Genomic DNA, 26,863 nt, shown 5'->3' on the forward strand with positions numbered 1-26,863 from the left:
GTTCTATGGCGACGGCCGGGTCATCACCCCGTACGAGGCCGCGTCGGCACCGGGGTGGGTGCGCATCGCGGACACCGCTGCCGACCATACAGGAAATCGATTCACACGCTCAATCGAGCGCGCGGCCGAAAATGCGGATCACTTCGTCGAGATGCTCGGCCATCGCACGGCGCGCGGCGTCCGGGTCGCGCGCGCGGATCGCATCGAGGATCGCGCGATGCTCGCGCTCCGACCGGTGCGGCATGTCGTTCGGCATGTACAGCGACTGCAGCCGCTGGAACATCAGGTCGTACTTGTGCGCAAGCAGCTGCTTGATCATCAGCGCATACGCGGCGTTGTCGCTCGCCTCCGCGATGCGGATATGGAACAGCCGGTCGCCCGGGTGCGTGAGCGAGCCGCTGCGGTTATCGTCCTGATTGCGCAGAAATGCTTCGTGAATCCCTTCGATCTGCGCATCCGAGCCATGCTTCGCGGCCAGCGACGCGGCCTCCGGCTCGATCAGCCGCCTCGCCTGCAGCAGCGCGAACGGCGGGATTTCGGTGTCGAGGTCGAGCGCGATGCCGAGCTCCGGATCGATCTCGACGATCGAGAACGGCGCGACCGTCGCGTCGGGTGCCGTCACGGGTTCGGGCGCGGCGGCCGTTTCGGGATGGCGCACCTTCACGCCGTCGCCGACGCGCACGCTGACGAGCCCGTTCACTTCGAGCGCGATCAGCGCCTCGCGCACCGACGTGCGCGACACGCCGAACCGTTCGGCGAGTTCGCGCTCGGGCGGCAGATAGCTGCCCGGCGGGAAATCGCCGGACTCGATCATCGCACTGAGCTTGTCGGCGATCTGCTGGTAGAGGCGGCGGTTCTGAATCGGCTGGATGGACATACGTTGACGCTGGTAATCGGTTTCGTTCCGGACGGTCCGATGCATCGCATCGACCGTTCGCGCCTATTTTATATGCCGCGCTTCACATCGCCCGGCACCGCGTAGCAGCGCGCGGCCGTGCCGCCCCACAACGCGGCGCGTTCGGCCGCCGACAGCCGCGCTTCGGCCCAGCGTTCGATGAGCGACGCGACCTCGTCATACGACGCCGCGAGCAGGCACACGGGCCAGTCCGACCCGAACATCAGCCGCCGCGGGCCGAACGCGTCGAGCGCCGCGTCGAGACACTGCTCGATATGCCGGATGTCCTGCGCGCGCAGGCCGCGCCGCCAGTCGGCTTCGGTCACGAGCCCCGACAGCTTGCACGCGACGTGCGGCAGCGCGCCGAGTTCACGCAGCGACGCGCGCCAGCGCGCGAGCGCCGTGTCGTCGCGTGTGAACTCGGCGAGCGCGGGCTTGCCGACGTGATCGAGCACGAGCCAGTGCGCATCGTGCCGCGCGCAGAACGCACGCACGTCGGGCAACTGGCGCTCGTACACGAGCACGTCGTACACATAGCCGTTCGCCTGCAGCCATGCGACGCCGCGATTGAAGCCGGGATCCGCGACGAACGCGCCGACGTCGGCTTCGTCCTGCACCTGATGACGGAAACCGCGCAGCTTCGGGCTGCGCCACTCGGCAACGTGGTCGGCCAGCGCCGGCGCACCGAGATCCTCCCAGCCGACCACGGCCGCGATGCGTGCGTCGTCGCGCGCCACATCGAGCAGGAACGCCGTCTCGTCGCGCCCGGCGCGCGCCTGCACCGCGATCGACGCGCCGAGCGCCTGCGCATGCATCTGCGGCCACAGTGCGTCGGGCAGGTAGTCGCGCGCGAGCACGCCCATCCCGGGGCCGATCCACGGATAGTCGGCCGCGCGATAACGCCAGAAGTGCTGATGCGAATCGATACGCACTGCGCCCATGATGCCCTCGTGTTCGATCATCGCGGCGGCGACGGTCATCGCCGCCGCCGCACGTCCGCCACGTTCAGTCGTACAACACCGCCGCGATCTTCGGATCGTCGATATTGGTCTTGTCGTACCAGTAGAACCCGGTATCGATCACCTTCGGCAGCTTCTCGCCCTTGATCGCCTTCACGGCCGCCTCAACCGTCTTGTAGCCGATGCCGATCGGGTTCTGCGTGATCGCGCCGGCCATCAGCCCGCTGCGGATCGCGTCCTTCTGCTGCTTGCCGGAATCGTAGCCGACGATCACGACCTTGCGCTTCATCTCGCGCACGCCGTTGACCACGCCGATCGCCGACCCCTCGTTGGTGCCGAACAGCCCCTTGAGCTTCGGATATGCCTGCAGGATCGACTTCGTCACTTCGGTTGACTTCAGCTGATCGCCTTCGCCGTACTGCACGGTCACGACCTGCACCTTCGGGTGCGCCGACTTCATCCGGTCGAGGAAGCCGTCGCGGCGGTCGATGCCGGTGCGGCTCGTCTGGTCGTGCGCGACCACGGCCACCTGCCCTTCGTCGCCGATCAGCGCGGCGAGCTTGTCGGCGGCGAGCGCGGCGGCCGCCTTGTTGTTGGTCGCGGCCGTCGTCACCGGAATGTCGCTGTCCACGCCCGAGTCGAACGCGATCACCGGGATCTTCTCGGCCTGCGCCTTCTTCAGCAGCGGCAGCGCGGCCTTGCTGTCGAGCGCCGCGAAGCCGAGCGCGGCCGGCTTCTTCGCGATCGCGGCCGACAGCATGTCGATCTGCTTGTCGACCATCGCCTCGGTTTCGGGCCCTTCGAACGTCACCTTCACCTTGTAGTCCTTCGCGGCCTGCGTCGCGCCCGATTTCACGGCCTGCCAGAACTGATGCTGGAAGCCCTTCGAGATCAGCGGGATGTAGGTTTCCTGCGCGTGCGCGCCGGCCGTGACGCCGACGGCGAACGTCAGCCCGACGATCGCGTTCAACACCTTGCTCCTGATCACTTCGCGTCTCCTTTTTTCGTATCGAATGAAATGCCGGCCGAAACCGGCGGTGAAGCGCATGCCTGCGTGTGTCAACGGCGGCGCCGGCGCAGGATGTCCACGTAGACGGCGAGGATGATGATCACGCCCGTCACGACCGTCTGCCATTCCTGCGCGACCGACATGATGCGCAGGCCGTTGGTCAGCACGCTCATGATGAACGCGCCGATGATGGTGCCGACGATGCTGCCCGCGCCGCCCGACAGCGACGTGCCGCCGATCACGACGGCCGCGATCGCATCGAGCTCGTAGCCCTGCCCGAGCGCCGGTTGCGCCGAGTTCAGCCGCGACGCGATCAGCAGGCCGGCGATCCCGCACACCGCGCCGCTGAACGTGTAGACCGCGATCTTCCACGCATCGACGTTCACGCCGGATAGCCTGAGCGCCTCCTCGTTGCTGCCGAGCGCGAACGTGTAGCGGCCGAAGATCGTCCGGTTCAGCACGATCGACGCGCCGATCGCGACAAGGAACAGGATCAGCACCGCGTTCGGAATCGGCAGCGCGGGAATCAGGTTGCCGATCAGCGAATCCTGCGCGATCGACGTGAAACCCGGCGTGTCGTTGAAGTAGATCGGCCGCGTGCCCGAGATCACGAGCGACAGCCCCTTGAGCAGCATCATCATGCCGAGCGTCGCGATGAACGGCGGCACCTTCATCTTCGCGATCACGAAGCCCGACACGCAGCCGGACAGCGCACCGAAGCACAACGCGGCCAGGATGCCGAGCGGCAGCGGCATCCCCCATTTCGTCAGCACGACGCCGGCCATCACCGCGCAGAACGTCATCAGCGTGCCGACCGACAGATCGATGCCGGACGTGATGATCACGTACGTGCAGGCGACGGCCAGCACGCCGTTCACGGCAGTCGCCTGCAGGATCGACACGAGGTTGTCGACGTCGAGGAAGTTCGACGACGCGAAGCTGAAGAACGCGATCAGCAGCACGAGGCTCGCGAACGCGAGCAGCTTCTGCCGCGCGGCCGGGTTGAAAAAGCGCGCTTTCAGGCTCGATGCGGCCGCCGGCGTGTCGCCGGTGGCAAGGGGCGGAACGGGATGCGTATCGTTGGACATGATCGTTAGGCGTCTGAATCGGGACAATCAGGACAACACGGTCGACTCGCGCTGCGTCGCGAGCTGCATGATCTTTTCCTGCGTGGCGTCGGCCGCGCGCAACTCGCCGGTCACGCAGCCTTCGCACATCACGAGAATCCGGTGGCTCATGCGCAGCACCTCGGGCAATTCCGACGAGATCATCACGATCGCCTTGCCGTCGGCGGCGAGCGCATCGAGCAGCTTGTAGATCTCGCTTTTCGCGCCGACGTCGATGCCGCGCGTCGGCTCGTCGAAGAACAGGATGTCGCAGTCGCGCAGCAGCCACTTCGCGATCACGATCTTCTGCTGGTTGCCGCCCGACAAGAGCCGCGCGGGCTGCGCGACCGACGGCGTGCGGATCGCGAGCTGGCGCACGTACGACTGCGCGGCGTCGCGCATCGCGCGCGCGTCGAGGAACAGGCCGCGGCGCACGAAGCGGCGCATGCTCGACAGCGCGATGTTGTTCTGCACGTCCATCCCGACCGCGAGCCCGAAGTGCTTGCGATCCTCGGACAGGTAGCCGATCCCGTATTTCACTGCGTCGGCCGGCGTGCGGATCGTCACGGCCCGGCCGTGCACGCGGATCTCGCCCGCATCGACCGGATCCGCGCCGAACACCGCGCGCGCGACCTCGGTGCGGCCCGCGCCCATCAGCCCGGCGAAGCCGAGGATCTCGCCGCGCCGCAGCGTGAAGCCGACGTCGCGGATCGCGCGGCCGCGCGACAGCCCGCGCACTTCGAGCGCAATCTCGTTCGCGGACGTATCGGGCGGCGTGCGGGTGTCCGCATCGAGCTGGCGGCCGACCATCATCGCGATGATCGTGTCCATCGACGTGCCCGCCATCGGCACGGTCGCGACGTACTTGCCGTCGCGCATCACGGTCACGCGATCGGCGATCTGGCGCAGCTCGTCCATCTTGTGCGAGATGTAGACGATGCCGACGCCGTGCGCGCGCAGGTCGCCGATGATGCGGAACAGCTCGGCGATCTCCGCGTTGTTCAGCGCGGCGGTCGGCTCGTCCATGATCAGCACGCGCGAGTCGAACGACAGCGCCTTCGCGATCTCGACCATCTGCTGCTTCGCGACCGTCAGCCGGCCCACGAGCGTGCGCGGGTCGAGATCGAGCCGCATCCGCTGGAAGATCGCGGCAGCGTCCCGATTCAGCCGGTCTTCGTCGACGAACACGCCGAAGCGGCCGCGCGGCTCGCGACCGATGAAGATGTTCTGCGCGACGCTCAGGTGGTTCATCAGGTTCAGCTCCTGATGGATGATGCCGATGCCGAGCGCCTGCGCGGCACGCGGGTCGGCGATCTCCACCGGGCGGCCGTCCATCCGGATCTCGCCCGCGTCGCGCGGGTAGACGCCCGCGAGAATCTTCATCAGCGTCGACTTGCCGGCGCCGTTCTCGCCCATCAGCGCATGCACTTCGCCCGCACGCAGGTCGAAACGGCAATCGTCGAGCGCCTGCACGCCCGGAAAGCGCTTGCCGATGCCGGTCAGCGCGATCAACGGCGGCGCGGTGTTCGGGTTCAGGTCGGGTTGCATGGAACGCGGCCCTCAGCTGATCGCACGATCGAGATGCGTATAGCCGCCGTCGACGAACAGCCACTGGCCCGTCGTGTGCGATGCGCGATCCGACAGCAGGAACACCGTCGTATCGGCGATCTCGTCGGCCGTCGTGAAGCGCTGGCCGAGCGGCACCTTGCCGGCGATTGCCGCGACTTTCGCTTGCGGATCGTCGAAGCCGGCGATCCAGTTCTGGTAGAGCGGCGTCATTACCTCCGCGGGAATCACCGCGTTCACGCGCACGCCGTCGTTACGCAAAGCGACCGCCCATTCGCGCGTCAGCGCCAGCTGCGCACCCTTCGACGCGCAATAGCCGCTCGTGTTGCCCTGCCCGGTCACGGCCGTCTTCGACGAGATGTTGACGATCGCGCCGCGCGTCGCCTTCAGGTGCGGCACGCAGTAATGCGCCATCACGTAGTAATGGATCAGGTTGCGTTCGAGCGACGCAACGAACGCGTCGCGCCCCGCGTCGAGCCCGATGCTGTCGTTGATGCCCGCGTTGTTGACGAGGCCGTCGATGCGGCCGAAGCGCGCGACGGTCTGCGCGACCGCGTCGCGGCACTGCGCGTCGTCCTGCAGTTCGACAGTGACGCACGCGGCGCGCGGCTGTTTCTGTGCAAGTGCACGCCAGAACGCATCGTCGGGCGCGTGGCGCGCGAACACCACGGGAATCGCGCCTTCGCCGGCCAGCCGCATCGAGATCGCGGCGCCGATGCCCGACGCGCCGCCGGTCACGATCACGACCTTGTCTTGCAGGTTCAAATCCACTTCGCGTCTCCGTCGTTCATGTTGTCGCCGCGCACGGTGCGCACCACGCGCACCACGCAAATGGCGCGCCGTCGTGCGTTGCCGTGCGTCAGCCGCGGAACCGGTACTGCTCCAGCGATTCGGGCTTCATCTCGATCGAGAAACCGGGCGCCGTCGGCGGCATGTACGCCGCGCCGCGCACCACGCACGGTTCGACGAAATGCTCGTGCAGGTGATCGACGTATTCGGTCACGCGCCCTTCCTTCGTGCCGGAAATGCACACGTAGTCGATCATCGACAGGTGCTGCACGTATTCGCACAGCCCGACGCCGCCCGCATGCGGGCACACCGGCAGCCCGTACTTCGCGGCCATCAGCATCACCGCGAGAATCTCGTTCACGCCGCCGAGCCGGCACGCGTCGATCTGCACGACGTCGATCGCGCCGCGCGCGATGAACTGCTTGAACAGCACGCGGTTCTGGCACATCTCGCCGGTCGCGACCTGCACCGGCGCGATCGCCTCGCGGATCTTGCGATGCCCTTCGACGTCGTCGGGGCTCGTCGGCTCCTCGATGAACCACGGCCGCGCGAACGCGAGCGCGCGCACCCAGTCGATCGCCTCGTCGACTTCCCACACCTGGTTCGCGTCGATCATCAGCTTGCGGTCGGGGCCAATCACCTCGCGCGCGATCGTCACGCGGCGGATGTCGTCGGCGAGGTTCGCGCCGACTTTCAGCTTCACGTACTCGAAACCTGCTTCCACCGCCTCGCGGCACAGCCGGCGCAGCTTGTCGTCGCTGTAGCCGAGCCAGCCGGCCGACGTCGTGTAGCACGGATAGCCGTCACGCTCCAGCGCGGCGATCCGCGCGGCCTTGCCGGGCGCCTGCCGGCGCAGCAGGTCGAGCGCTTCGTCCGGGCTCAGGCAGTCGGTCAGGTAGCGGAAGTCGATCGCCCGCACCAGCTCCTCCGGGCTCATGTCGGCAACGAGCCGCCACAGTGGCTTGCCGACGGCCTTCGCCCACAAATCCCACACCGCGTTGACGACGGCGCCCGTCGCCAGGTGGATCGCGCCCTTGTCGGGGCCGATCCAGCGCAACTGGCTGTCCGACGTGACGTGCCGCCAGAAACGGCCCATGTCCTCGCGAATCCAGTCGAGGTCGAGGCCGACGACGAGGTGGCGCATCGCGTCGATCGCCGCGCAGCAGATTTCGTTGCCGCGCCCGATGGTGAACGTGAGCCCGTGACCTGCGAGCCCGTCGCGATCGGTTTCGAGGATGACGTAGGCCGCCGAATAATCGGGGTCCGGATTCATCGCGTCGGAACCGTCGAGCTGGCGCGAGGTCGGAAAGCGCACGTCGAGGACGCGCATCGATCGAATGATAGGCATGACGAACCGTCCGTTGAAGGGAATCAGGCCTGCACGGTGCGCTGGCGCTGCTCGCCGAGCCCGTCGATGCCGAGCGTGATCACCTGTCCGGCGCGCAGGTAGACGGGCGGTTTCTGCCCGAGGCCGACGCCCGGCGGCGTGCCGGTCGAGATCACGTCGCCCGGCTGCAGGCTCATGAAGCGGCTCAGGTAGCTGATCAGGTGGGGCACGCGGAACACCATCGTCGCGGTCGTGCCGTTCTGGTAGCGGTGGCCGTCCACTTCCAGCCACAGTCGCAGCGCGTGCGGATCGGGCACTTCGTCGGCCGTCACGAGCCACGGGCCGATCGGGCCGAACGTGTCGTTGCCCTTGCCCTTGTCCCACGTACCGCCGCGTTCGAGCTGGTATTCGCGCTCCGACACGTCGTTCACCACGCAGTAGCCGGCGACGTGCGACAGCGCATCGGCTTCGTCGATATAGCGGCCGCCCTGGCCGATCACCACGCCGAGTTCGACTTCCCAGTCGGTCTTTTCCGAGCCGCGCGGAATTTCGACGTCGTCGTTCGGGCCCGAGATCGCGCTCGTCCACTTGCCGAACACGACGGGCTCCTTCGGCACCTCCATCCCGGATTCGGCTGCGTGATCCGAATAATTGAGCCCGATGCAGATGAACTTGCCGACGCGGCCGACGCACGCGCCGAGCCGCGGCATGCCTTCGACGAGCGGCAGCGACGACGGCGGAATGTCGCGCAGCCGCGCGAGCGATGCAGGGGTCAGCGCGTCGCCGGCGATATCGTCGATCACGCCGGACAGGTCGCGAATCTGGCCGTGCGCATCGAGCAGGCCCGGCTTTTCATGGTGTTTGTCGCCAAATCTCAGCAGTTTCATAGCGTTGTCTGAATGGAATCGGAAGGTAAATAGGAAGGCGCGGTCAGTTCGACACGGTCAGTTTGACCAGCCGCCATCGATCAGGTGAATCGTGCCGGTGGTGAACGACGCTTCGTCGGACGCCAGATAGAGCGCGAGCGCGGCCACTTCGTCCGCGCTGCCGATGCGGCCGATCGGCTGGCGCGCGACGAACGCCTGGCGCACCTCGTCGGCGGACACGTGGCGCGTGCGCGCCTGGTCGGCGATCCGCTGCGCCAGCGACGGCGATTCGATCGTGCCCGGGCAGATCGCATTGCAGCGGATACCGCGCTCGACGAAATCGGCGGCCACCGACTTGGTCAGCCCGATCACGGCCGCCTTGGTCGTGCCGTACACGAAGCGGTTCGGCACGCCCTTCACGCTCGACGCGGCCGACGCCATGTTGACGATCGACGCGCCGCCGGCTTCGAGCATCGCGGGCAGCAGCGCGCGGATCAGCCGGTACATCGACGTGACGTTCAGGTTCAGCGAGAACGCCCACGCGTCTTCGTCGCACTCGAGGATCGAGCCGTGATGCACGTAGCCCGCGCAGTTGAACAGCACGTCGAACGCGCGTTCGCTCGCGGCGAGCGCGGCCACCTCGTTCGCGTCGGTCACGTCGAGCCGCCGCGTGGCCAGCCGGCCGCCCGCGCGCTCGGCATCGGCTTCGAGCCGCACCAGCGCGGCTTCGTTGATGTCGGTCGCCAGCACGTCGGCGCCCTCGCTCGCGAACCGCAGCGCGGTCGCGCGGCCGATGCCCTGCCCGGCCGCCGTCACCAGCGCGCGTTTGCCCTGCAATCTCATGAGCTTCTCTCCGAAAAAGCCGGCCGCCAGTCGGCCGATTGGCACAAAGGACTAAAGGTCCAACCAATCATAGGAACGGATCGCGCGTTTGTCACGAAATTGGGATTCAGTATTTACCCGGGGCGGGTCAATCCGTGCGGCGCACGAGAATGCGGCGCGCGACCGGCGTTGAAGTGCTGCCCCGCGATCCGTTCAAACCCAATACCGGCGTTCCAGCCGATTCTTCAGGCGCGTCCCGTACCGCGCACGGGCGAAACTGACAAAAAAGTCATGTTCGCGTCAGGGTGCCAACGGGTGCCGCACGCCATCATGGCGTTGCCGGACCGCGCTTCCGGTACATCGCCCCCCGCCCGCTCCGGATCCCGAGCGGGCACCTCCGTCCCCCGGCGATGTATCCCGTGACTGGGCGAGCAGACACGGTGTGCGGGCCGATTTTCCGCCCCGGGCTTCTTGTCCGGGGCTTTTTGTCTTTGGTTTTCCAAGAAAACAAGCGTCGATTGTTTCTAAATCGGCAAAAGGTAATTCGAGCCGGACAGGATGTTTTTTCCGGTCACAGACGCTTACATTTAGCGCACAACTCATGGAAACCCCTACGGATTCCCCCTTGGGTAGTGACACCCACTGCCATGGCCGAACCCGCACGGGCTTTAGGAAACGGCAAAATGAAGGCCTCCAAATCCCTGCCTGCGCTCGATCCCGCCGACGTCCACGTCGAAATCCTCGAACGTTCCGATACGCTGCTCGTCGTCCGCTGGGTCGAACCCGGCCGCTGTCATTACGGCGAACAACGCTGGCGCCGCCGCTTCGCGCAACGCACCGGCACCTGCGCGCTGTCGCGCCAGGTCATCCACCGCGGCGACGAAGTGTTCCGCCCGGCCGAGCGCCCGGCCCCCGCGAACGCCGCCGCCATGATCTCCGCCGCCGAGGTGCTCGCGCTGGCCGGCGGCAGGTAACACCCGCCGGTCCTGCGCCGGACTCGCGGCGCCACACCCTGAGCCCCGAATCCCTAGAAGCGCCGGTCTAATTCCTCCGCTTGTCTGCTCCGTCCGCCCGCACTATCGTTACACCACTCAATGTAACGATTAAGTGCCGCGGCCGACCGGCCGCGCCGATGGAGGCAGACATGCATGCATGGAGCGCGCGCCACGTCCCGGCGCAAGGCGGCAAGGTCGCGGTCGTGACCGGCGCCAACAGCGGCCTCGGCTGGCATCTCGCGGAAACGCTGGCCGCGAAAGGCGCGACGGTCGTGATGGGCTGCCGCGACGGCGCACGCGGCGCGCAGGCCGCCAACGCGATCCGCCGGCTTCATCCTCATGCACGCGTCGAAGTCGATCCGCTCGACCTCGCCGATCTCGCATCGATTGCACGCTTCGCGGCCGACGTCGGCGAACGCCACGGCCGCGTCGACATCCTCTGCAACAACGCCGGCGTGATGTTCCTGCCGCTGCGGCACACGCGCGACGGCTTCGAGATGCAGTTCGGCACCAACCACCTCGGCCATTTCGCGCTGACCGGCCATCTGCTGCCGGCGCTGCGCGCCGCGCACCGGGCGCGCGTCGTCACGATGTCGAGCGGCTTCAACCGCGGTGGCCGGATTCGCGTGGACGACCTGCGCGCCGCGCAGCGCTACAACCGTTATCTCGCCTATTGCGACAGCAAGCTCGCGAACCTCGTGTTCGCGATCGAGTTGCAGCGCCGCTTCGCGCGCGCGGCATTCGCGGGCATCAGCGTCGCCGCGCATCCCGGCTATGCGGCGACCAACCTGCAGTTCGCGGGCCCGGCGATGGACCGCTCGCCCGCCCGCGCCGCGTTGATGCGCGCCGCGAACCGTTATCTCGCGCAACCGGCCGACCAGGGCGCGCTGCCGGCGATTCATGCGGCCACGTCGCCCGATCTGGCCGGCGGCGCGTACATCGGCCCGTCCGGCTGGTTCGAATCGCGCGGGCTGCCGGCGCCGGCGAGCGTGCCGCGCGCGGCGCGCAGCGTGGCGGCGGCGGCGCTGCTGTGGGAAGCATCGGAAGCCGCGACCGGCGTGCGCTTCCTCAGCGCCGGGGCACCCGCCGGCCGCTCGCCGGGTCGGCCGCTCGATACGGCGGCCGAAGCGCGCTGAGTCGTGCGCCGGCGATCGCAATATTCCTCATACTTATTACGCTGACCGAAAAGAAAGCCCGTTGAAAGACTGATGCGCCGCCGCACTGTTACCGGTCAGGAAACAATTTATCGTCAAAATCAGCGTTTACCCTGAACCCGCCGGTGACTAAGATTGGATCAATCGCTCAAGACATGGTGTCGGGAGCGAACCCAATAAAACACCGGAGGTCACCATGAAATCGCTCGTTTCCGCAGTCGTTGCCGCTGCCGCCCTGTCCGCTTCGTTCGGCGCATTCGCTCAAAGCACCGTGACGCGCGCTCAAGTGCGCAACGAACTGGTCCAGCTCGAACAAGCCGGCTACAAGCCGGGCGTGTCGAGCCCGTACTACCCGAACGACATCCAGAGCGCCGAAGCGCGCGTTCATGGCGCCGACACCAGCGGCTACGGCGCACAACCGGCTCCGCTCGTCCATTCGGGCGCGCCGGCAGCCGCTTCGTCGAACGCACGCGACTCGATCTTCTTCGGCCAGTAAGCCGATGCGCCCCCGGCGGGCGCCGCGCGTCGCGCGATGAAGTCACGCAGTCCGGACGAGCCCCTTCGCGGGGCTCGTCTGTTTTGTGAAACGCATACCTCCGCCGCCCGGCAGCGGGTGGCTTCGCCCGGACGCCTAGCGTCCGGGTGCTTTTTCCCCAAGAGGTCTTGCGTGAAGACGCCGTGTGTGTCGATCAGCGCGCAGCGTCGGCCGGCACCGCCCGCGACAACACGCGCCACCGCGACAGCAATTCGTCGCGATCGACGTAACAGCCCTGCAAATGCCGGCGGCCCGTCGACGGATCGAACTCGGTGCGCGCATGCAGCACGCGCCGGTTGTCGAACGCCCACATGTCGCCGGCCCGCAGCCGGCGCTGCACGCGAAAGCGCGGTTCGCGCGCCAACGCGAGGAACCGCCGGTACGCGCGATAGACGGCCGCGACCGAGCCGGCCGGCGCATCGAGCGGCCCGCGCAGGAAGTTCGCGACGCGCACTTCCGTCACGTTGCCGCGCGCATCGCGCCCGATCACCGGCGCCGAACAGCGGTAGTCGCTGTTCGCGCTCTTGTTCCAGAACTCGAACGGCGTCGATGCGAGCTGCTCGAAATCGTCCGGATGTTCGCGCCGCAGCGCATCCGCGAGCGCGAAGCCGTCGAGGAAGATGCTGTCGCCGCCCGTCGCGTCGTTCGCGAGGCAATGCAGGAATTGCACGCCCGGCTGCAATTCGCGCGTCGGCAGGTCGGTGTGCGGCGGAAGATTCAGCGACGTATACGCATTGCTGTCCGGGCGCGGCTTCGATTCGACGTCGAACAGCACGCCGAAATTGCTTTCGCGGATCAGGCCGACGCGGCGCGCGACCTCGTCGACGCGGCCCCGCTCGGCCGGCACGCCTTCGACGAGCGTCAGCCCCGTGCGCTGCAATGCGCCGAGCCATGCGAGCAACGCGTGATCGTCCTCCATCACGTCGCGCCACGCGAACACGCCGATCGCCGTCGCATCGTCGCCGGTCCATATGTGCCGCCCGTGCGCGGCCACGCGCTCCGCGCGCGACGCGTCGTCATATGCATGCGCACGCAACCAGCCCGGCGACCACGCGCTGCGGTGTCCGTCGTTCCATTCGACATGCAGCGCGCCGTCGGTTTCGACGTGCACGGTAAGCGCGGACAGATCCGCGCGCGCATCGACGATCTCGAAGACCTGTTCGCGCGTGATCGCATGCACGCACGCGGAACACGCGCAATTGTCGCGCAGCCAGTCGAAATGGAACGGCGATCGTCGCGCGTCGCTCCATTCGACGTCCACCTTGCCGTCGCCAATCGTCGCCGCCGCGATCGCCGCGTCGGCCGAAAATGTCCGCCAGTCCTCGATACGGTCTTGCGCTGCCGCCTGCATCGTTGCCTCCCGGAAAACGCCCGCTACGCGTGTGGTGCGAGCAAGAACCTGCCGACCATCCGGTGCATCCGTGCGGCCTGCGGGCTCGTCCCGAGCGCGCGCCAGCAGCCGTGCACCAGCCCCTCTCCCATCCAGTAGTTCGCGACGCCGCCCGCCGCGCGAACCCGTTCGACGTACACGCGCGCATCGTCGCGCAGCGGATCGTGCTCCGCGCCGATCGCGAGCACCGGCGGCAAGCCGTCGAACCGCCCGGCTTCGAGCGGCACCGACGCGCGCAGCAACGGGTTGCCGTTTCGCAGCACGTCGGACAAGTCACCGCCCCAATACAGCGCGCGATAGCGATGCACGTCGTCGAGCGTCAGCATCGGCGCGTGCGCTTCTGTTTCGCGCGCGGGCGACTGCGGTTCGAAACCGAGCATCGGATAAACGAGCGCGATGCCGTCCACGCTGCCTTCGCCCGCATCGCGCAGCGCGGTCGCCACCGCCGCCGCGAGCATCCCGCCCGCGCTGTCGCCCGCGAGCGTCAACGGATGCACGCACGGCCCGAACGACCAGCGTGCATCGCGCGCGGCACGCGTGACTGCCACGCAATCCTCGAGCGCGGCCGGCGCGCGGTGTTCGGGCGCGAGGCGATAGTCGACGGCAATCACGTCGAGGCCCGTATCGGCCGCCAGTTGCGCGGTGATCAGCGCATGGCTGCCGAGCGAGCCGACGACGAAACCGCCGCCATGAAAAAACAGCACCGTGCCGCGCGGCGTGCCGTGCGCGGACGTATAGCGCCGCAGCGCGATCGCGCGGCCGTCCGGCGCGCGCCACACGGCGTCCTGCTGCACGATGCCGGCGGGCAGCGCGGCCGGCGTCCATTCGGCCGCGAAGCGGTCGTACAGGCGGCGCTGCTCGTCGGGCGAACGCGCCGCCGCATCGGCCGGATACCACGCGTCGACGGCCGCGACGAACGCCGCGATTTCCGGTTCGAGCATCGTGTGCGCTCCGCGGTCGAAGACCGAAGGTAGAAGATCGTGAAATGAAGCCCGCCGCTAGCGGCGCGGCGGCAGCCCGATCACGCGGCCCGCATAAGCGGGCGCCGCGCACTCGCGCTGCAACGCATGCAGTTCGGCCACGCGCGCGGCCACGTCGTCGTCGAACGGCGCCGATTTCGCACCGTCGCGCGTATCGACGTGCAACAGCATCTGCTCGCTCGCCGATACCGCGTCGTCATGCCCGTCGGCGAACAGTTCGAGATACAGGTGCATGCGCTTCGCGTCGTGCGCGAGCACACGCGCATCGACGCGCACCGGCGTGCCCTCCTTGATCTCGCGCAGGTAGTTCACGTGCGCTTCGAGCGTGTAGACCGAGCGCCCTCGTTCGCGACGCGCGGCGTCGTCGAGGCCGATGCGATCCAGCAACGCATCGGTCGCGAAGCTGAAGATCAGCAAGTAGAACGCATCGCGCAGGTGGCCGTTGTAGTCGACCCATTCGGGCCGCACCACGTCGCGGTAAATCGTCAGCGGGGTATCGCCCGTCATCGCCTGTCCTTTATTCGTCGAATCGCATCCCGTGCCGCGCCTTCACCGCGGCGATCGATTTCAGCACCTCGGTGATGCACTCGTCGCGATAGCGTTCGAGCTCCTTGATGCTGCGCGTGCCCTGCTGTTCGGTCGTGCCTTCGACGACGCGGTCGATCAGTGCGTCGGTCAGCGTCGGCGCGACCAGCTTCGTCCACGGCAGTTCGAGCGCAGGGCCGAATTGCTGCATGAAGTGTCGCATGCCCGCATCGCCGCCGGCCAGCGTGTAGGTCAGGAACGTACCCATGAACGACCAGCGGATGCCCGCGCCGAAGCGGATCGCATCGTCGATCTCGCCGGTCGTCGCGACGCCTTCGTCGACCAGATGCAGCGCCTCGCGCCACAACGCTTCGAGCAGACGGTCCGCGATGAAGCCCGGCACTTCCTTGCGCACGTGCAGCGGCCGCATGCCGAGGGTGCGATAGACCTCCATCGCGCCTTCGACCGCTTCCGGCGACGTGCGCGCGCCGCCGAGCACCTCGACGAGCGGCAGCAGGTAGACGGGGTTGAACGGGTGGCCGACCACGCAGCGCTCCGGATGCGTCGCCCGCGCGTAGAAATCGGTCGGCAGCAGCCCCGACGTCGACGACGCGATGATCGCGTCGGGCTTCGCCGCGCGGCTGATCTGCTCGTGCAGCTCGAGCTTTAGCGCCTCGCGCTCGGGCGCGCTTTCCTGGATGAAATCGGCATCGGCGACGCATGCTTCGATCGTCGACACGAACCGCAGCCGCGCGGGATCGGCGCCCGGCGCGAGGCCGACGCGTTCGAGCGCGGGCCACGCGTTCGCGACGCTCGCGCGCAACCGCGCTTCGGCGCCCGGCGCCGGGTCCCACACAACCACGTCGAGACCGTGTGCGAGCGCGCGGGCAATCCATCCGCTGCCGATCACGCCGGTGCCGATGGCGGCAAACGTGTTGATGTCGGTCTTCACAGCCATGTCAACGCATCCTTCGAATCAGGGGAAATCGGTGGGTGGTCTCGCGTGCGCGCAGGCCACCCTGTCATGTCAGTCAGTCGGCGAAAAACTCACGCGAATTCGGCGAGCGCGCGACGTTCGAGCGGACGTTCGCCGCGCGCCGGCAGGCCGAGCTTGCGGCGGCCTTCGGCCGGCGTCAGCACGCGGCCGCCGAGCCGTTCGACGATCTCGCGGGCGCGCTCGACGAGCGTGCCGTTGGTCGCATGCACGCCGCGGTCGAGCCAGATGTTGTCCTCGAGACCAACCCGCACGTGGCCGCCGAGCAGCATCGCCTGCGCGACCATTGGCATCTGCATGCGGCCGATCCCGAAGCCGGCCCAGTGCGCGCCCGGCGGCAGGTTGTCGACCATCGCCTTCATCGTGCCCGTGTCGGCCGGCGCGCCCCACGGAATGCCGAGGCACAGCTGGAACAGCGGCGGATCGTCGAGCAGCCCTTCCTTCAGCAACTGCTTCGCGAACCACAGATGGCCCGTATCGAAGATCTCCAGCTCCGGCTTCACGCCGAGTTCCTGGATGCGTTTCGCGCCGGCGCGCAACTGCGCGGGCGTCGACACGTAGATGTAGTCGCCGTCGCCGAAATTCAGCGTGCCGCAGTCGAGCGTGCAGATCTCGGGCAACAGCTCCTCGACGTGCGCGAGGCGCGTGAGGCCGCCGACGAGGTCGGTGCCCTTGCCGAAGCGCATCGGGTCCTCGCCCGGGCCGATCTCGAGATCGCCGCCCATGCCGGCCGTGAGGTTGATGATCACGTCGACGTCGGCCGAGCGGATGCGGTCGACCACTTCGCGATACAGGTTCGGGTCGCGGCTGCCGCGCCCCGTCTGCGGATCGCGCACGTGGCAGTGGGCGACCGTCGCGCCGGCCTTCGCGGCTTCGATCGCGGCGGCCGCGATCTCCTTCGGCGTGACCGGAATCGCCGGATGCTTGCCGACCGTATCGCCCGCGCCGGTGACCGCGCAGGTGATGATGACTTCGTGATTCATGATGGGTGCCTCGCTTGATTCGGGTTGTGTCGCATTGCTAATGGCATAGGGGCGCGGGCCGTTACAGCCCGAGATACGCCTTCACCGCAGGCAGGCCGTCCTTGCCGTCGAACGTCTTGACGCCCGCGAGCCACGGATCGAGCACCTGCGGGTTCTTCTTCAGGTACGCCTTCGCGGCATCGGCCGGCTTGGTCTTGTTCATCACCGTCTGCATCAGCTGGTTCTCGAGCTGCGTCGAGAAGCGCAGGTTCGTCACGAGCTTGCCTGCGTTCGGGCAGCGCGCGATGAAGTCGGGCGCGGTGAGCGTGTACACGCGCGCTTCGCCGTAGTTCGGGCCGAACGCCGCGTCGCCGCCGGACAGGTAGTTCATGCTGAGCTGGATGTTCATCGGATGCGGCTCCCAGCCAAGGAACACGACCCACTTCTTCTCGCGGGCCGCGCGCTCGACCGTCACGAGCATCCCGGCCTCGCTCGATTCGACGAGCTTGAAGCCGCCCAGCCCGTACTGGTTCGTGTCGATCATTTTCTGGATCGTCGCGTTCGCGCTGCTGCCCGGCTCGATCCCGTAGATCTTGCCGTCGAGTTCCGCACGGTGTTTCGCGATGTCGTCGAAGGTCTTCAGGCCGGCCTGGTAAGCGTAGCTCGGCACCGCGAGCGTCGCCTTCGCACCGGACAGGTTCGGCGGCTCGACGACGTTGATCGACTTGCTGTCGAGGAACGGCTGCAGCTGCTTCTGCTGCACGGGCCACCAGTAGCCGAGCGACACGTCGAGCTGCTTGCTCTTGAGACCGGCGAACGAGATCGGCACCGACGCGATCGTCGTGGTCGGCTTGTAGCCGAGCGCCTCGAACACGGTCGACGCGAGCGCCGTGGTCGACGTGATGTCGGTCCAGCCGATATCCGCGAAACGCACGGTGCGGCAGGTCGCGGCCTCCGTCTCGGCCAGCGCGGCGTGCGTGAACGCGCCGGTCGCCAGCACGGCCGCGGCGAGCGCGGCGATCTTCGTCGACTTCATGGTTCGATTCCTCCCGGTTGGTCTCGCGGCAGCCGGTGCGCGGAGTGTGCGCCGGCCTGCATCGTGGGAGTAAAAGTAACGAGCCATATTCGCCGCGAGAAGACCGTCGGCGACCTGTTCTTGCCTGTTTGCGACTATGAGTGGAAACCACTATGTTTCGTCTAAGGCTTGACTGATGGGGGTTTCGGGTTTCTCCGGGGAGCGGCGGGATTGCCCGGATGCGGCGCGCACCTTTCGATTCCGCCATGGCCTTGCTGACGGATTTCCGACAGGTCGCCGGAGGCCGTGGGCCGGCCCTATGCTGGGAGTCGCCGAGCGATCGCGCGCGGCCTGCCCGTTGCCGTGCCGACTCGTATCGTCCGGCCGTTGCGCGTCGCTCGAACGGATGCGGACGGACACGGCCGGCCGTCGCGATGTCCGTCTCCGGTCTTTCCGCCAAGGAACACCATGATGCTTGCCGCTTTCTTCGTCGTCGCCCTCGTCGCCCTCGTCGTGCCCATGCGCCGCCGCGTGATGCGCAGCGCCGATGCGAAACTTCGTGCGCAATTCGATGCGGAAGGCCCGCGCGGAGACGCGTCGCGCCGGTTGATGCACGATGCGGGGTACCGCGTCTGAATATCGACGTCGGGCCCGGTGGCGATGCGGCGCGTTCAGCCCGCCGTCACCACCCGCACGAACGCGTCCGCGAGCACCGTAGGCTCGATCGGCAACACCAGCGCGCACACCGATCTCGCATCCTCGTCCGAAATCGGCACGAACACGACGCCGTCGATCCCGATGCTCGCCATCCGCGCCGGCACGATCGCCACGCCGTGGCCGGCCGCGACGAGATTCAGCATCGACGTCTTCGGCGACACGATCCGCGCGGCCGACGGCACGAATCCGCGCTTCAGGCACAGATCGATCACGACGCGCGCGAGGCCGCCCCGCTCCCGATACACGGCCGAGACGAACGGCTCGCGCCGCAACCGCGCGATCGCGACGCGCTTGCGGTGCGCGAGCGGATGATCGGCCGGCACCGCCACGCACAGGCGTTCGGCCGCCAGCTCGACGAAACGCACGCGTGCATCGCGCCGCAGCACCGGCAACCGGACGATCCCGACATCGGCCTGGCCGTTCGCGATGTCCGTCACCTGATCCTCGGACGACGCGCGGTCGAGATCGATGCGCGCGCCCGGACAATCGCGCATGAAGCGGTCGAGATCCGGCATCAGGCTGCTGACGGGCACGGTACTGGAATGCAGCAGCCGCAGCACGCCGGCCTCCCCGCGCGAGAACTGCGCGCCTTCGTCGGCGGCCGCCATCAGCGTGGCCGGGATCGACGCCACGCGTTCGCGGTAGAGCGCGCCGGCCGGCGTGAGCCGCACGCCTCTCGGTTCGCGGTCGAACAGCAGGAACCCGAGTTCGTCCTCGAGCTGGCCGATCTGCCGGCTGAGCGCCGACTGCGCGACATGGAGCGCACCCGCGGCCGGCGTGAAGCCGCCGAGGTCCGCCACGGTCAGGAAATACTGGATTTGCCGGAGTGATGGCATGCCGAAACGAGATGGATGAGCGCCAGATTCGATATTTGTGTTATACCGGCGCGCTGCGCAGAATGAAAGCCTTCCGTGCCCGCACCACCGTGGCGGCCACGCTTTCGGAGCGTTCATCTTCGTGACTACCGTCCTCTCTTATTTGCTGGTCGTGGCGGCCGGCATCAGCGTGGCGTTGCAGCAGGTGCTCAACGCGAACCTGCGCACGCAGATCGGTTCACCGTGGTGGGCCGGGTCGGTCAGCTACGTCGTCGGCCTCGCCGCGATGCTGGCGGTCGCGCTGCTGTCGCCTCACCCGCGCGTGAGCGGCACGTTGTCCGGCGCCGGGTCGTGGTTCAGCTGGACGGGCGGATTCTTCGGCGCGGTATTCGTCGGCGTCGCGATCCTGATGGTGCCGCGATTGGGCGCGGCGACGACGCTCGCGCTGATCGTCGTCGGGCAGATGACCGGCGCGCTCGTGTTCGACCACTTCGGCGTGCTCGGCATCCCGCAGCATTCGGCGAGCGCGATCCGCATCGCCGGCGCGGCGTGCCTCATCGTCGGGGTCGTGCTGATCCGCGCGTGACGGCGGCGCGTGCGTGGCCGATATGCCGGCCGCGCACGCACGCGCCGCGACGCTCACGCGTAGTTCATCATCACCGACTTGCTCTCCGTGTACTGGTCGATCACCGCGCGGCCGAGTTCGCGGCCGAAGCCCGACTGCTTCATCCCGCCGAACGGCAACGCGTTGTCGAGCAGCGAATGGCAGTTGACCCACACGGTGCCCGCGGCAATACGCGGGATCAGCTTGTGGATCGCCGCAAGATCGTTCGACCAGATGCTTGCGCCGAGCCCGTACGGCGTGTCGTTCGCGAGCTGCACGGCCGTATCGACGTCGTCGAACGGCATCGCGACGAGCACCGGCCCGAAGATTTCCTCGCGCACCACGCGCATCGCCTGCGTCGTATCGACCAGCACCGTCGGTTCGACGAAGAAGCCGGGGCCGTCGAGCGCGCGGCCGCCCGCCGCCGCGCGCGCGCCCTCGCCGAACCCCGAGTCGATGTAACCGCACACGCGCTCGCGCTGCTTCGCCGACACGAGCGGGCCGATCTGCGTCGCCGGGTCCATCCCCGGGCCGATCTTCAGGCTCGCGGCGAGCTTCGCGACGCGCTCGATCACGCCGTCGAACACTTTCGCGTGGATGTACGCGCGCGAGCCGGCCGTGCACACCTGCCCCTGGTTGAAGAAGATCGCGTTCGCCACGCCCTGCGCGGCCTTGTCGAGATCGACGTCGGGCAGCACGATCACCGGCGACTTGCCGCCGAGTTCCAGCGACATCCGCGTCATGTTGTCGAGCGCCACGTGGCCGATCGTCTTGCCCGTCTGCGTCGACCCGGTAAACGCGATCTTGTCGATGCGCGGATCGCGCGACAACGCCGCGCCGGCCGTGTGACCGTAGCCGGTGACGATATTGACGACGCCGTCCGGGAAGCCGGCCGCCTGGATCAGCTCGCCCAGCCGCAAGGCGCTCAGCGGCGTGTCTTCGGCAGGCTTCAGCACGACGGTGCAGCCCGTCGCGAGCGCCGGCGCGATTTTCCACGCGGCCATCAGCAACGGAAAATTCCACGGGATGATCGCACCGACCACGCCGACGGGTTCCTTGCGCGTATAAGCGAAAATTTCGCTGTCCGGCAGGTACGGCATGCCGGCGTCGATCACGCTGCCTTCGATCTTCGTCGCCCAGCCGGCCATGTAGCGGAAGCACTGCGCGGCCATCGCGACGTCGAGCCCCTGCGCGACCGTCACCGGCTTGCCGTTGTCGAGCGATTCGATCTCGGCCAGCTCGCGCGCGTTCGCTTCGATCAGGTCGGCGAGCACGAGCATCAGGCGCTCGCGGTCGGTGGTCTTCGCGGTGCGCCACGGGCCAGCATCGAATGCACGGCGCGCGGCGGCGACCGCCTGCTGCACGTCGCGCTCGTCGGCTTCGGGCACGTGCGCGATCACGGCGCCGTCGGCCGGGTTCACGACATCGAGCTGGCGGCCCGACGCGGCGTCGCTCCATTCGGCGCCGATCAGCATCTTCTTCGGCTTCGCGAGAAACGCACGCGTCGCGTCGAGCAGCGCAAAGGTTTCGTTCGTCTCCATGTTCCTGTTTCCCTGATTCGTTGAGTGAGTCGGTCAGTAGCGCTCCGTGACGCCGTCGATCCCGCGCGCCTGCAACGCGCGGACGAGCCCGGTGCGCACGGTCGCGACGTCGGACAGCGCGGGGCGGCGATGCGCGGCGACTTCGGCGGCCGTATACGGCTTGAAGTCGCGCGGCAGCGCGTCGCGGTTCATCGTCGTGAGCACCCAGTTCAGCACGTCGGCCAGCTCCCGATCCGACAGCGCCGAGTTAGACGCACCGGGCACGCGCATCACGTACTCGCGCCCGGCCGGCAGATGCGTGAAATAGCCGAGCGAATTCGCGAGCGGCGGCACCTTGCCGGGAATGCCGCCGCCCGTCGCCGTATGGCAACCCATGCAGTTGAGCACCCAGTGTTGCCGGGCAAGCGCGGCATCGGCCGCGCCGTCGGCCTGTGCGGGTGCGGACACGACGAACGCGCAGGCCGCGGCGCCCGACAGCAGCAGCCAGCACGACAGGCGACGCGGCAGGCCGCCGAACCGCGATGACGACGACGCGCACCGCGTGCCGTGCACGGACGCGCGCACGCCGTTCACAGGCCGAGCCCCTTGATCACCACCGCGCGCTGCGCGTGCACGGCCGTGCCGTCCATCTGCTTCGCGCGCGCCGCGCGGATATCGGCCGCGGTGAACGGCTTCGCGTCGCCGTGCTGCGCGTTGAGGTCGAACACGACGTAGTTCAGCACGTGCGCGATGTCGTCGTCGCTCGCGCTGGCGAACGACGGCATCTTGAAGTTGTAGCGCTTGTCGTGCACCTCGATCTCGCCGAACATGCCGTGCAGCAGCGTCGCGATCAGCTGCGCCCGGCCGGCTTCCGCCGCCGCGTACTTGCCCGGGTACTCGGTCAGCGGCGGCGCCAGCCCGTCCTGCCCTTTTCCGCCCGCCTGATGACACACCGCGCACTGTGCGTCGAACAGGCTTTTTCCGGCCGGGTGATGCACGGCATCCTGTGCGCCGGCCGCGCCGGGTAATGCGAAGGTCCCCACGGCCGCCATGCATGCAACGACGATCCTTCCTGCCTGCTTCACTTTCATTGCTTAGCCGCCCCTAGCAGAACCGAAACCGAACAGTGGTAATTCGAATTACCGTTCGCCATGCACCAGTTGATGTCGTTGTTCAGCGACAGCTTGTACAGCGGCTTCTCGCGCTCGTTGCGGTTGCAGAAGCACTTGCCGCACGAGGTCTTGCCGCAGCAGTCGTTGTACGACACGATGTAGTCCGAACCGTCGTGCGGATTGCGGCAGGTGCCGATCCACGTGATCGGCGACGGCGTCGTGCCCGGCGGGCAACTGCTCGACGTGCCGCCGCAGCAGCTGCAAAGCCAGCCGTCGATCGCGCAGTATTTCCAGTAGTCGCAGCTCGTCGGGTCGTCGCTCGCGCCCGCCGCGGCGGCACCGGATGCACCCGGCGCCGCCGATGCCCCGGATGCCGCATCGGCCGCATACGCGGTGCGATCGACGGGCAGCAGCGGCAGCAGCGCCGACCCCACCAGCACCTTGCCGAGCTTCGCCATCGCGCTGCGCCGCGAACTATGCTGCGCGACGCCGCGCGCCGACCGCTCGAACCATGAATCAAACACGCCCATGTCGTCGTTCTCCAATGACGTTGAAAAAGGTCCGGCCGGTCATGCGTGCTGCGCGTGCGCGTCGTGCGCATCGTGGCTGTGATCGCCGTGCACGAACTGCTGCAGCGACGCGACGCCGCGCTCCTTCGCCTCGAACAGGCTCTCGAGGTGCTCGCGCGTGTTGACGAGCCCCTTCGCGCGCACGGCGCCCGTTTCGTCGAGCAGCACCGCATACGGCAGCTTGCCGATCTGGTACGCAAGGCCGAGCTCCTGCGACAGCACGTACGGGAAGCGCCCGAGGTCGTGCTTTCGCGCGAAGCGCGCATGTTCGTCGGCATCGCCGTCGCTCGCGAGCACGATGTTCACCGGCGTCGCCTCGCTGGCCTGCAGCGACGGCAGCAGCGGCAGCAGCTTCTTGCAGACCGGGCACGTCGGCGACAGGAAGAACAGCAGCGTCGCCTTGCCCGCTGCATCGATGCCGCCGACTTTCACGTGCGAGCCGCGAAGGTCGGTCAGTTCGAACGTCGGCGCGATCGTGCCGACCGCCGGCCCCTTGTCGATCATCAGCGCGCCGGCCGGCATGATGCGTTCGTACAGGATGCCGATCTGGCGCACCAGCGCGAGGCAGATCGCGCCGAGCGCGAGGACGGCCACCCACAACAGGGCGGTGGAAACGGTAAGAGCGGTTTGCATCATGAATTCCTCAGATGAGAAAGGCGCGGGACGTTGGCGAGCAGCACGTCGACGGTAAGCAGCGCGCAGACGATCAGCAGCACGGAGAAGAACAGCGTCAGGTAGTCGAACCACACGACGGCGCGCGTGCCCGGCTCGACGAACGCGGTCGCGGCCAGCGCGACGAGCAACAGCACGCGGCCGACATGGAGCCAGCCGATGCCGCGCGGCGCGTCCGCACGGGCGGCGGTGAAGCCGGAACAGCCGCAGTCGATGTCGGTGTGGCCGCGCAGCAGGTTGATCGCGAGGCCGGCCGCGAACGCCAGGAGCAACGCGATCAGGCCGGTCGCGCCGGCCGCGCGCGTGTCGGGAAACAGCAGCGCCACGGCGGCGACGACTTCCGCGAGCGGAATCGCGAACGCGACGGGCGCGGTCAGCGCATCGGACAGCAGCCGGTAGCCGGCGAGCGCGTGGCGAAACGCGGCGGGGCGGCGCATCTTCGCGAAGGCGCCGAGCAGCACGACGGCGGCCGCGCCGGCCTGCGCGCTGGTGGCGAGTACGGGATCGACGGTCATCGCGGCCTCACGGGTTGACGAGCAGCGACGACGTATTGCCGATCTGCTTCTCGACGTGCCGCAGCGTGCCGGTACGCGCGTCCATCACGACGAGATCGGAGGTCGCCGTCAGCCCGTAGAACAGCGGCTTGTCGTCCTCGCTGATCTGGATCGACACGAGCGGCTCGACCTTCAGCTGCGCGAGATCCCAGCGCGCAACGCGCTGCTTCGTCTTCAGGTCGTACACCCACACCTGCGTGCCGGGATCCTTGTGCGAGCCGTCGGCGCCCTTGTGCATCAGCACGTAGTAACGGTGCTGCTTCGCGTGCACGGCCGTCTGCTGCAGGCCGCCCGGACGCCAGCCTTCGGCGCGCTCGGCGTCCGTCAGCAGTGGCCACGGCGTGCCGAACGCCGGCTTGTCGCCGCTGAAATCGGCGCTGCGCACGGTGCCGCCGTACGTGGTGAACAGATAGCCGTCGTTGTACCGCGACGCGTTCACGAACGCCGGATCCTTGTCGACGTCGATGAACGCGTCCGACATCGTGCGCTTCGTTTCCTTGCCGTTCGCGTCGAGCGTGACGGTCAGCGCCTTGCCGCTTTCGCACAGCGCGGTGAAGCGGTCGTTGCCCGACGGATACGCGAGCACGCACGCAGCCATGTCGATCTCCGACAGCACCTGCTTCGAGACGGCGTCGATCACCGTCACCGACGCGGCCGGCGTGACGTTCGCGACGTACAGCCGCTTGCCGTCGGCGCTGAACGCGGTGTTGTACGGCGACGGCACATGTTGCCCGTGCTTCGCCGGAATCACGATCTCGCCCGCGTGATCGAGCGTCGTGTTGTCGATCATCTCGACGACGTCGGTGCGCGTGCCGTGCGAGCCGCGCGAGAAATAGGTCGTCGCGACGAAGCTCGTCTTGCGGTCGGGCGAGATCGCGAAGCCGGGGGCGAAGCCGCCGTCGATCTGGCCGAGCAGCTTCTTCGCATCCGCGTCGTACACGTGGATGCGCCCGTCGGTCATCGACGGCATCGAGATGTCGACGACATAGACCTCGTGCGGATGCCACGGCGGCATCTTCTGCACGACCAGCTCTTCGGGTTTTTCCGTCGCGTTCGCGCTGCCGGCCGATGCCGCCGCCAACGCCAGCGTCGCCGCGAGCGCCGCGGTTCGTCGCCTTGTCCTCATGCCGCCTCCAGTGGGGAATTCACGTTATGTGGGGCGACTGTAGTTCGACAATAAATCCCGTCAGCACCCGGACCGGCAACGCGTACGTGCCGATTCGGGATATTGGAAATGCGCGTGAAAGCCTCGCTGTACCGCCCCTTCCGACCCTCTGAAACATGCACACGGAATAGCGCTGCCCCGTATTGCGCCGACTATTCGGTCGGTTTAATCTTGCGCGGTTCGAACGATCGCCGGAGGGGCCGTGCTCGCGTTTCATCAGAGGTTCGACGACGCAGACCGACATGCCGAGGCGCTGCGCGGCTGGAATCAGCGTTACGACCAGATCGGGTCCGGCGCGTATCGCAGCGCGGTCAAAAACGCGGTGTTCGACGGCGCGCAACTGTTCCAGGAAGCGGCGAACGTGCGCATCATCCAGCGCGGATGTTTGCCGCACGGCCATACGGTGTTCGGCATGCCGCTCACCGGCTCGGGCACCTTCGCGTTCGGCGATGCGCGCCTCGAGCGCGGCACGATCGTGATGGCGCGCGGCGGCGCGCCGTTCGAACTCCATTCACCCGACGACATGTCGCTGATCGGCGTGGTTGTCGAACCCGAATTGATGCAGCAGATCGAGGATGCGGCCGACGTGCGGCTGGACGCACGCGCGCTGCGGCGCGGCGTCGTCGAGGTGCCGGTCGCCGCGCGCGACCGTGCGAGCATGCAGCTCGCGACGCTGCTCGAACGCGTGCTGTCGGCGCCCGATGCGTTCGACGCGGCGCCCGCGCAACACGCGCTGCGCGCCGACGTCGGCAACGTGCTCGTCGATCTCCTCACGTACCGGATGCCCGAGCCGTCGAACCGGCTCACGCATGCCTGTCACGCCGACATCGTGCGCCGCGTGCACGACTACGTGATCGAGCACCCGGAAGCGCCCGTCGACATCCTGAGCCTGTGCACGCAACTGCGCGTGAGCCGGCGCACGATGCAGAACAGCTTTCAGTCGGTCGTCCAGACGAGCCCGCTCAACTACACGCGCGCGCTGCGCCTCGCGCAGGTCCGACGCCTGCTGCTCGACACGCGGCAATCGGACCTGCCGATCAGCGAAGCGGCCGCACGCTGGGGCTTCATGCATCTCGGGCATTTCGCGAACGCGTACAAGGCCCAATTCGGCGAATTGCCGTCGACGACGGCGCGCCGCACGGTGAGTGGTGCAAAAACGCGCTGAGCGCCGGCAAAAAACCGCGATAATCCCGGCTTGAACGTTCGGCGCACTGCGCGCCGGCCCGCGCGGTGCGCAGCGCCCCCC

Annotated in this window: 29 protein-coding genes; 6 read left to right on the forward strand and 23 right to left on the reverse strand. The window is 67.8% G+C overall.

Going from position 1 to position 26,863, the window contains the following annotated elements; all coding sequences use genetic code 11:
* Positions 1-109: 109 nt before the first annotated feature.
* The 9 genes from GJG85_RS22405 to GJG85_RS22445 form a co-directional block, all read right to left on the reverse strand.
* Positions 110-877 (reverse strand): FadR/GntR family transcriptional regulator, encoded by a 768-nt coding sequence (locus tag GJG85_RS22405; protein WP_050012337.1) that lies wholly within the window; start codon positions 875-877, stop codon positions 110-112.
* Positions 878-945: 68 nt separating this feature from the next.
* Positions 946-1,836 (reverse strand): amidohydrolase family protein, encoded by an 891-nt coding sequence (locus GJG85_RS22410; protein ID WP_204384473.1) that lies wholly within the window; start codon positions 1,834-1,836, stop codon positions 946-948.
* Between the two features lie 64 nt (positions 1,837-1,900).
* Entirely contained in the window at positions 1,901-2,842 is a 942-nt protein-coding gene (locus GJG85_RS22415; RefSeq protein ID WP_050012448.1) for an ABC transporter substrate-binding protein, read from the reverse strand.
* 71 nt (positions 2,843-2,913) lie between these two features.
* The gene (locus tag GJG85_RS22420) at positions 2,914-3,951 is read right to left on the reverse strand and encodes an ABC transporter permease (protein WP_050012336.1); all 1,038 of its coding nucleotides are present in this window, start codon (positions 3,949-3,951) and stop codon (positions 2,914-2,916) included.
* A gap of 27 nt (positions 3,952-3,978) precedes the next feature.
* Positions 3,979-5,517: a sugar ABC transporter ATP-binding protein gene (locus GJG85_RS22425; protein ID WP_204384426.1), complete on the reverse strand. Its 1,539-nt coding sequence runs from the start codon at positions 5,515-5,517 to the stop codon at positions 3,979-3,981.
* Between the two features lie 12 nt (positions 5,518-5,529).
* Positions 5,530-6,306, reverse strand: coding sequence for an SDR family oxidoreductase (locus GJG85_RS22430; RefSeq protein WP_050012334.1), 777 nt, complete (start codon positions 6,304-6,306; stop codon positions 5,530-5,532).
* 88 nt (positions 6,307-6,394) lie between these two features.
* The gene (locus tag GJG85_RS22435; RefSeq protein ID WP_050012333.1) at positions 6,395-7,672 is read right to left on the reverse strand and encodes an L-fuconate dehydratase; all 1,278 of its coding nucleotides are present in this window, start codon (positions 7,670-7,672) and stop codon (positions 6,395-6,397) included.
* A 23-nt stretch (positions 7,673-7,695) separates the two neighbouring features.
* The gene (locus GJG85_RS22440; protein ID WP_050012332.1) at positions 7,696-8,538 is read right to left on the reverse strand and encodes an ureidoglycolate lyase; all 843 of its coding nucleotides are present in this window, start codon (positions 8,536-8,538) and stop codon (positions 7,696-7,698) included.
* A gap of 57 nt (positions 8,539-8,595) precedes the next feature.
* A complete protein-coding gene (locus tag GJG85_RS22445) occupies positions 8,596-9,360 on the reverse strand; it encodes an SDR family oxidoreductase (protein ID WP_050012331.1) in 765 nt (254 codons plus the stop codon).
* 662 nt (positions 9,361-10,022) lie between these two features.
* On the opposite strand from GJG85_RS22445, the gene GJG85_RS22450 reads away from it, so the two are divergent.
* The 3 genes from GJG85_RS22450 to GJG85_RS22460 all read left to right on the forward strand — a co-directional run bounded on the left by GJG85_RS22450 (position 10,023) and on the right by GJG85_RS22460 (position 11,984).
* Entirely contained in the window at positions 10,023-10,313 is a 291-nt protein-coding gene (locus GJG85_RS22450; RefSeq protein WP_039366241.1) for a DUF3331 domain-containing protein, read from the forward strand.
* A gap of 170 nt (positions 10,314-10,483) precedes the next feature.
* Positions 10,484-11,470, forward strand: a complete 987-nt coding sequence (locus tag GJG85_RS22455; RefSeq protein ID WP_089489788.1) for an oxidoreductase — start codon at positions 10,484-10,486, stop codon at positions 11,468-11,470.
* 214 nt (positions 11,471-11,684) lie between these two features.
* Positions 11,685-11,984: a DUF4148 domain-containing protein gene (locus GJG85_RS22460; RefSeq protein WP_050012329.1), complete on the forward strand. Its 300-nt coding sequence runs from the start codon at positions 11,685-11,687 to the stop codon at positions 11,982-11,984.
* A 193-nt stretch (positions 11,985-12,177) separates the two neighbouring features.
* Here GJG85_RS22460 and GJG85_RS22465 read toward each other — a convergent pair whose 3' ends face one another.
* The 6 genes from GJG85_RS22465 to GJG85_RS22490 form a co-directional block, all read right to left on the reverse strand.
* Positions 12,178-13,374, reverse strand: a complete 1,197-nt coding sequence (locus tag GJG85_RS22465; protein WP_204384431.1) for a TauD/TfdA family dioxygenase — start codon at positions 13,372-13,374, stop codon at positions 12,178-12,180.
* Positions 13,375-13,397: 23 nt separating this feature from the next.
* A complete protein-coding gene (locus GJG85_RS22470; protein WP_204384432.1) occupies positions 13,398-14,354 on the reverse strand; it encodes an alpha/beta hydrolase in 957 nt (318 codons plus the stop codon).
* Between the two features lie 57 nt (positions 14,355-14,411).
* Entirely contained in the window at positions 14,412-14,900 is a 489-nt protein-coding gene (locus GJG85_RS22475; RefSeq protein WP_050012326.1) for a thioesterase family protein, read from the reverse strand.
* A 10-nt stretch (positions 14,901-14,910) separates the two neighbouring features.
* Positions 14,911-15,876: an L-carnitine dehydrogenase gene (locus GJG85_RS22480; RefSeq protein WP_124594773.1), complete on the reverse strand. Its 966-nt coding sequence runs from the start codon at positions 15,874-15,876 to the stop codon at positions 14,911-14,913.
* Positions 15,877-15,965: 89 nt separating this feature from the next.
* Positions 15,966-16,895 (reverse strand): 3-keto-5-aminohexanoate cleavage protein, encoded by a 930-nt coding sequence (locus GJG85_RS22485; protein ID WP_050012324.1) that lies wholly within the window; start codon positions 16,893-16,895, stop codon positions 15,966-15,968.
* Between the two features lie 61 nt (positions 16,896-16,956).
* Entirely contained in the window at positions 16,957-17,910 is a 954-nt protein-coding gene (locus GJG85_RS22490; RefSeq protein ID WP_050012323.1) for a choline ABC transporter substrate-binding protein, read from the reverse strand.
* Between the two features lie 447 nt (positions 17,911-18,357).
* On the opposite strand from GJG85_RS22490, the gene GJG85_RS22495 reads away from it, so the two are divergent.
* Complete coding sequence (locus tag GJG85_RS22495) at positions 18,358-18,525, forward strand: hypothetical protein (protein WP_160300498.1); 168 nt, start codon at positions 18,358-18,360, stop codon at positions 18,523-18,525.
* Positions 18,526-18,560: 35 nt separating this feature from the next.
* On the opposite strand, the gene GJG85_RS22500 is transcribed toward GJG85_RS22495, so the two are convergent.
* Positions 18,561-19,442 (reverse strand): LysR family transcriptional regulator, encoded by an 882-nt coding sequence (locus tag GJG85_RS22500; RefSeq protein ID WP_124555550.1) that lies wholly within the window; start codon positions 19,440-19,442, stop codon positions 18,561-18,563.
* Positions 19,443-19,563: 121 nt separating this feature from the next.
* Here GJG85_RS22500 and GJG85_RS22505 point away from each other — a divergent pair, with 121 nt between their 5' ends.
* Positions 19,564-20,007 (forward strand): DMT family transporter, encoded by a 444-nt coding sequence (locus GJG85_RS22505; protein ID WP_050012447.1) that lies wholly within the window; start codon positions 19,564-19,566, stop codon positions 20,005-20,007.
* Between the two features lie 53 nt (positions 20,008-20,060).
* On the opposite strand, the gene GJG85_RS22510 is transcribed toward GJG85_RS22505, so the two are convergent.
* From GJG85_RS22510 to GJG85_RS22540, 7 genes are read right to left on the reverse strand one after another with little or no spacing between them, the layout of a single operon-like run.
* Positions 20,061-21,566, reverse strand: coding sequence for an aldehyde dehydrogenase family protein (locus GJG85_RS22510; RefSeq protein WP_089489627.1), 1,506 nt, complete (start codon positions 21,564-21,566; stop codon positions 20,061-20,063).
* 33 nt (positions 21,567-21,599) lie between these two features.
* The gene (locus GJG85_RS22515) at positions 21,600-22,139 is read right to left on the reverse strand and encodes a cytochrome c (RefSeq protein WP_050012320.1); all 540 of its coding nucleotides are present in this window, start codon (positions 22,137-22,139) and stop codon (positions 21,600-21,602) included.
* On the reverse strand, positions 22,136-22,636 hold the full coding sequence (locus GJG85_RS22520) for a cytochrome c (RefSeq protein WP_204384433.1): 501 nt from the start codon (positions 22,634-22,636) through the stop codon (positions 22,136-22,138). Before GJG85_RS22520 ends, GJG85_RS22515 begins: the two co-directional genes overlap by 4 nt.
* On the reverse strand, positions 22,633-23,187 hold the full coding sequence (locus GJG85_RS22525) for a methylamine dehydrogenase light chain (RefSeq protein ID WP_050012318.1): 555 nt from the start codon (positions 23,185-23,187) through the stop codon (positions 22,633-22,635). The genes GJG85_RS22520 and GJG85_RS22525 overlap by 4 nt, the downstream gene beginning before the upstream one ends.
* 39 nt (positions 23,188-23,226) lie before the next feature.
* Positions 23,227-23,862, reverse strand: coding sequence for a methylamine dehydrogenase accessory protein MauD (gene mauD, locus GJG85_RS22530; RefSeq protein ID WP_050012317.1), 636 nt, complete (start codon positions 23,860-23,862; stop codon positions 23,227-23,229).
* Positions 23,859-24,413: a MauE/DoxX family redox-associated membrane protein gene (locus GJG85_RS22535; RefSeq protein WP_050012316.1), complete on the reverse strand. Its 555-nt coding sequence runs from the start codon at positions 24,411-24,413 to the stop codon at positions 23,859-23,861. Before GJG85_RS22535 ends, mauD begins: the two co-directional genes overlap by 4 nt.
* A 7-nt stretch (positions 24,414-24,420) precedes the next feature.
* Complete coding sequence (locus tag GJG85_RS22540; RefSeq protein ID WP_176016344.1) at positions 24,421-25,578, reverse strand: amine dehydrogenase large subunit; 1,158 nt, start codon at positions 25,576-25,578, stop codon at positions 24,421-24,423.
* A gap of 241 nt (positions 25,579-25,819) precedes the next feature.
* Here GJG85_RS22540 and GJG85_RS22545 point away from each other — a divergent pair, with 241 nt between their 5' ends.
* The gene (locus GJG85_RS22545; protein ID WP_089489630.1) at positions 25,820-26,782 is read left to right on the forward strand and encodes a helix-turn-helix domain-containing protein; all 963 of its coding nucleotides are present in this window, start codon (positions 25,820-25,822) and stop codon (positions 26,780-26,782) included.
* Positions 26,783-26,863: the final 81 nt, after the last annotated feature.

It is taken from the genome of Burkholderia sp. MS389 (assembly GCF_016899425.1).
GTDB classification, from domain to species: Bacteria; Pseudomonadota; Gammaproteobacteria; order Burkholderiales; family Burkholderiaceae; genus Burkholderia; species Burkholderia sola.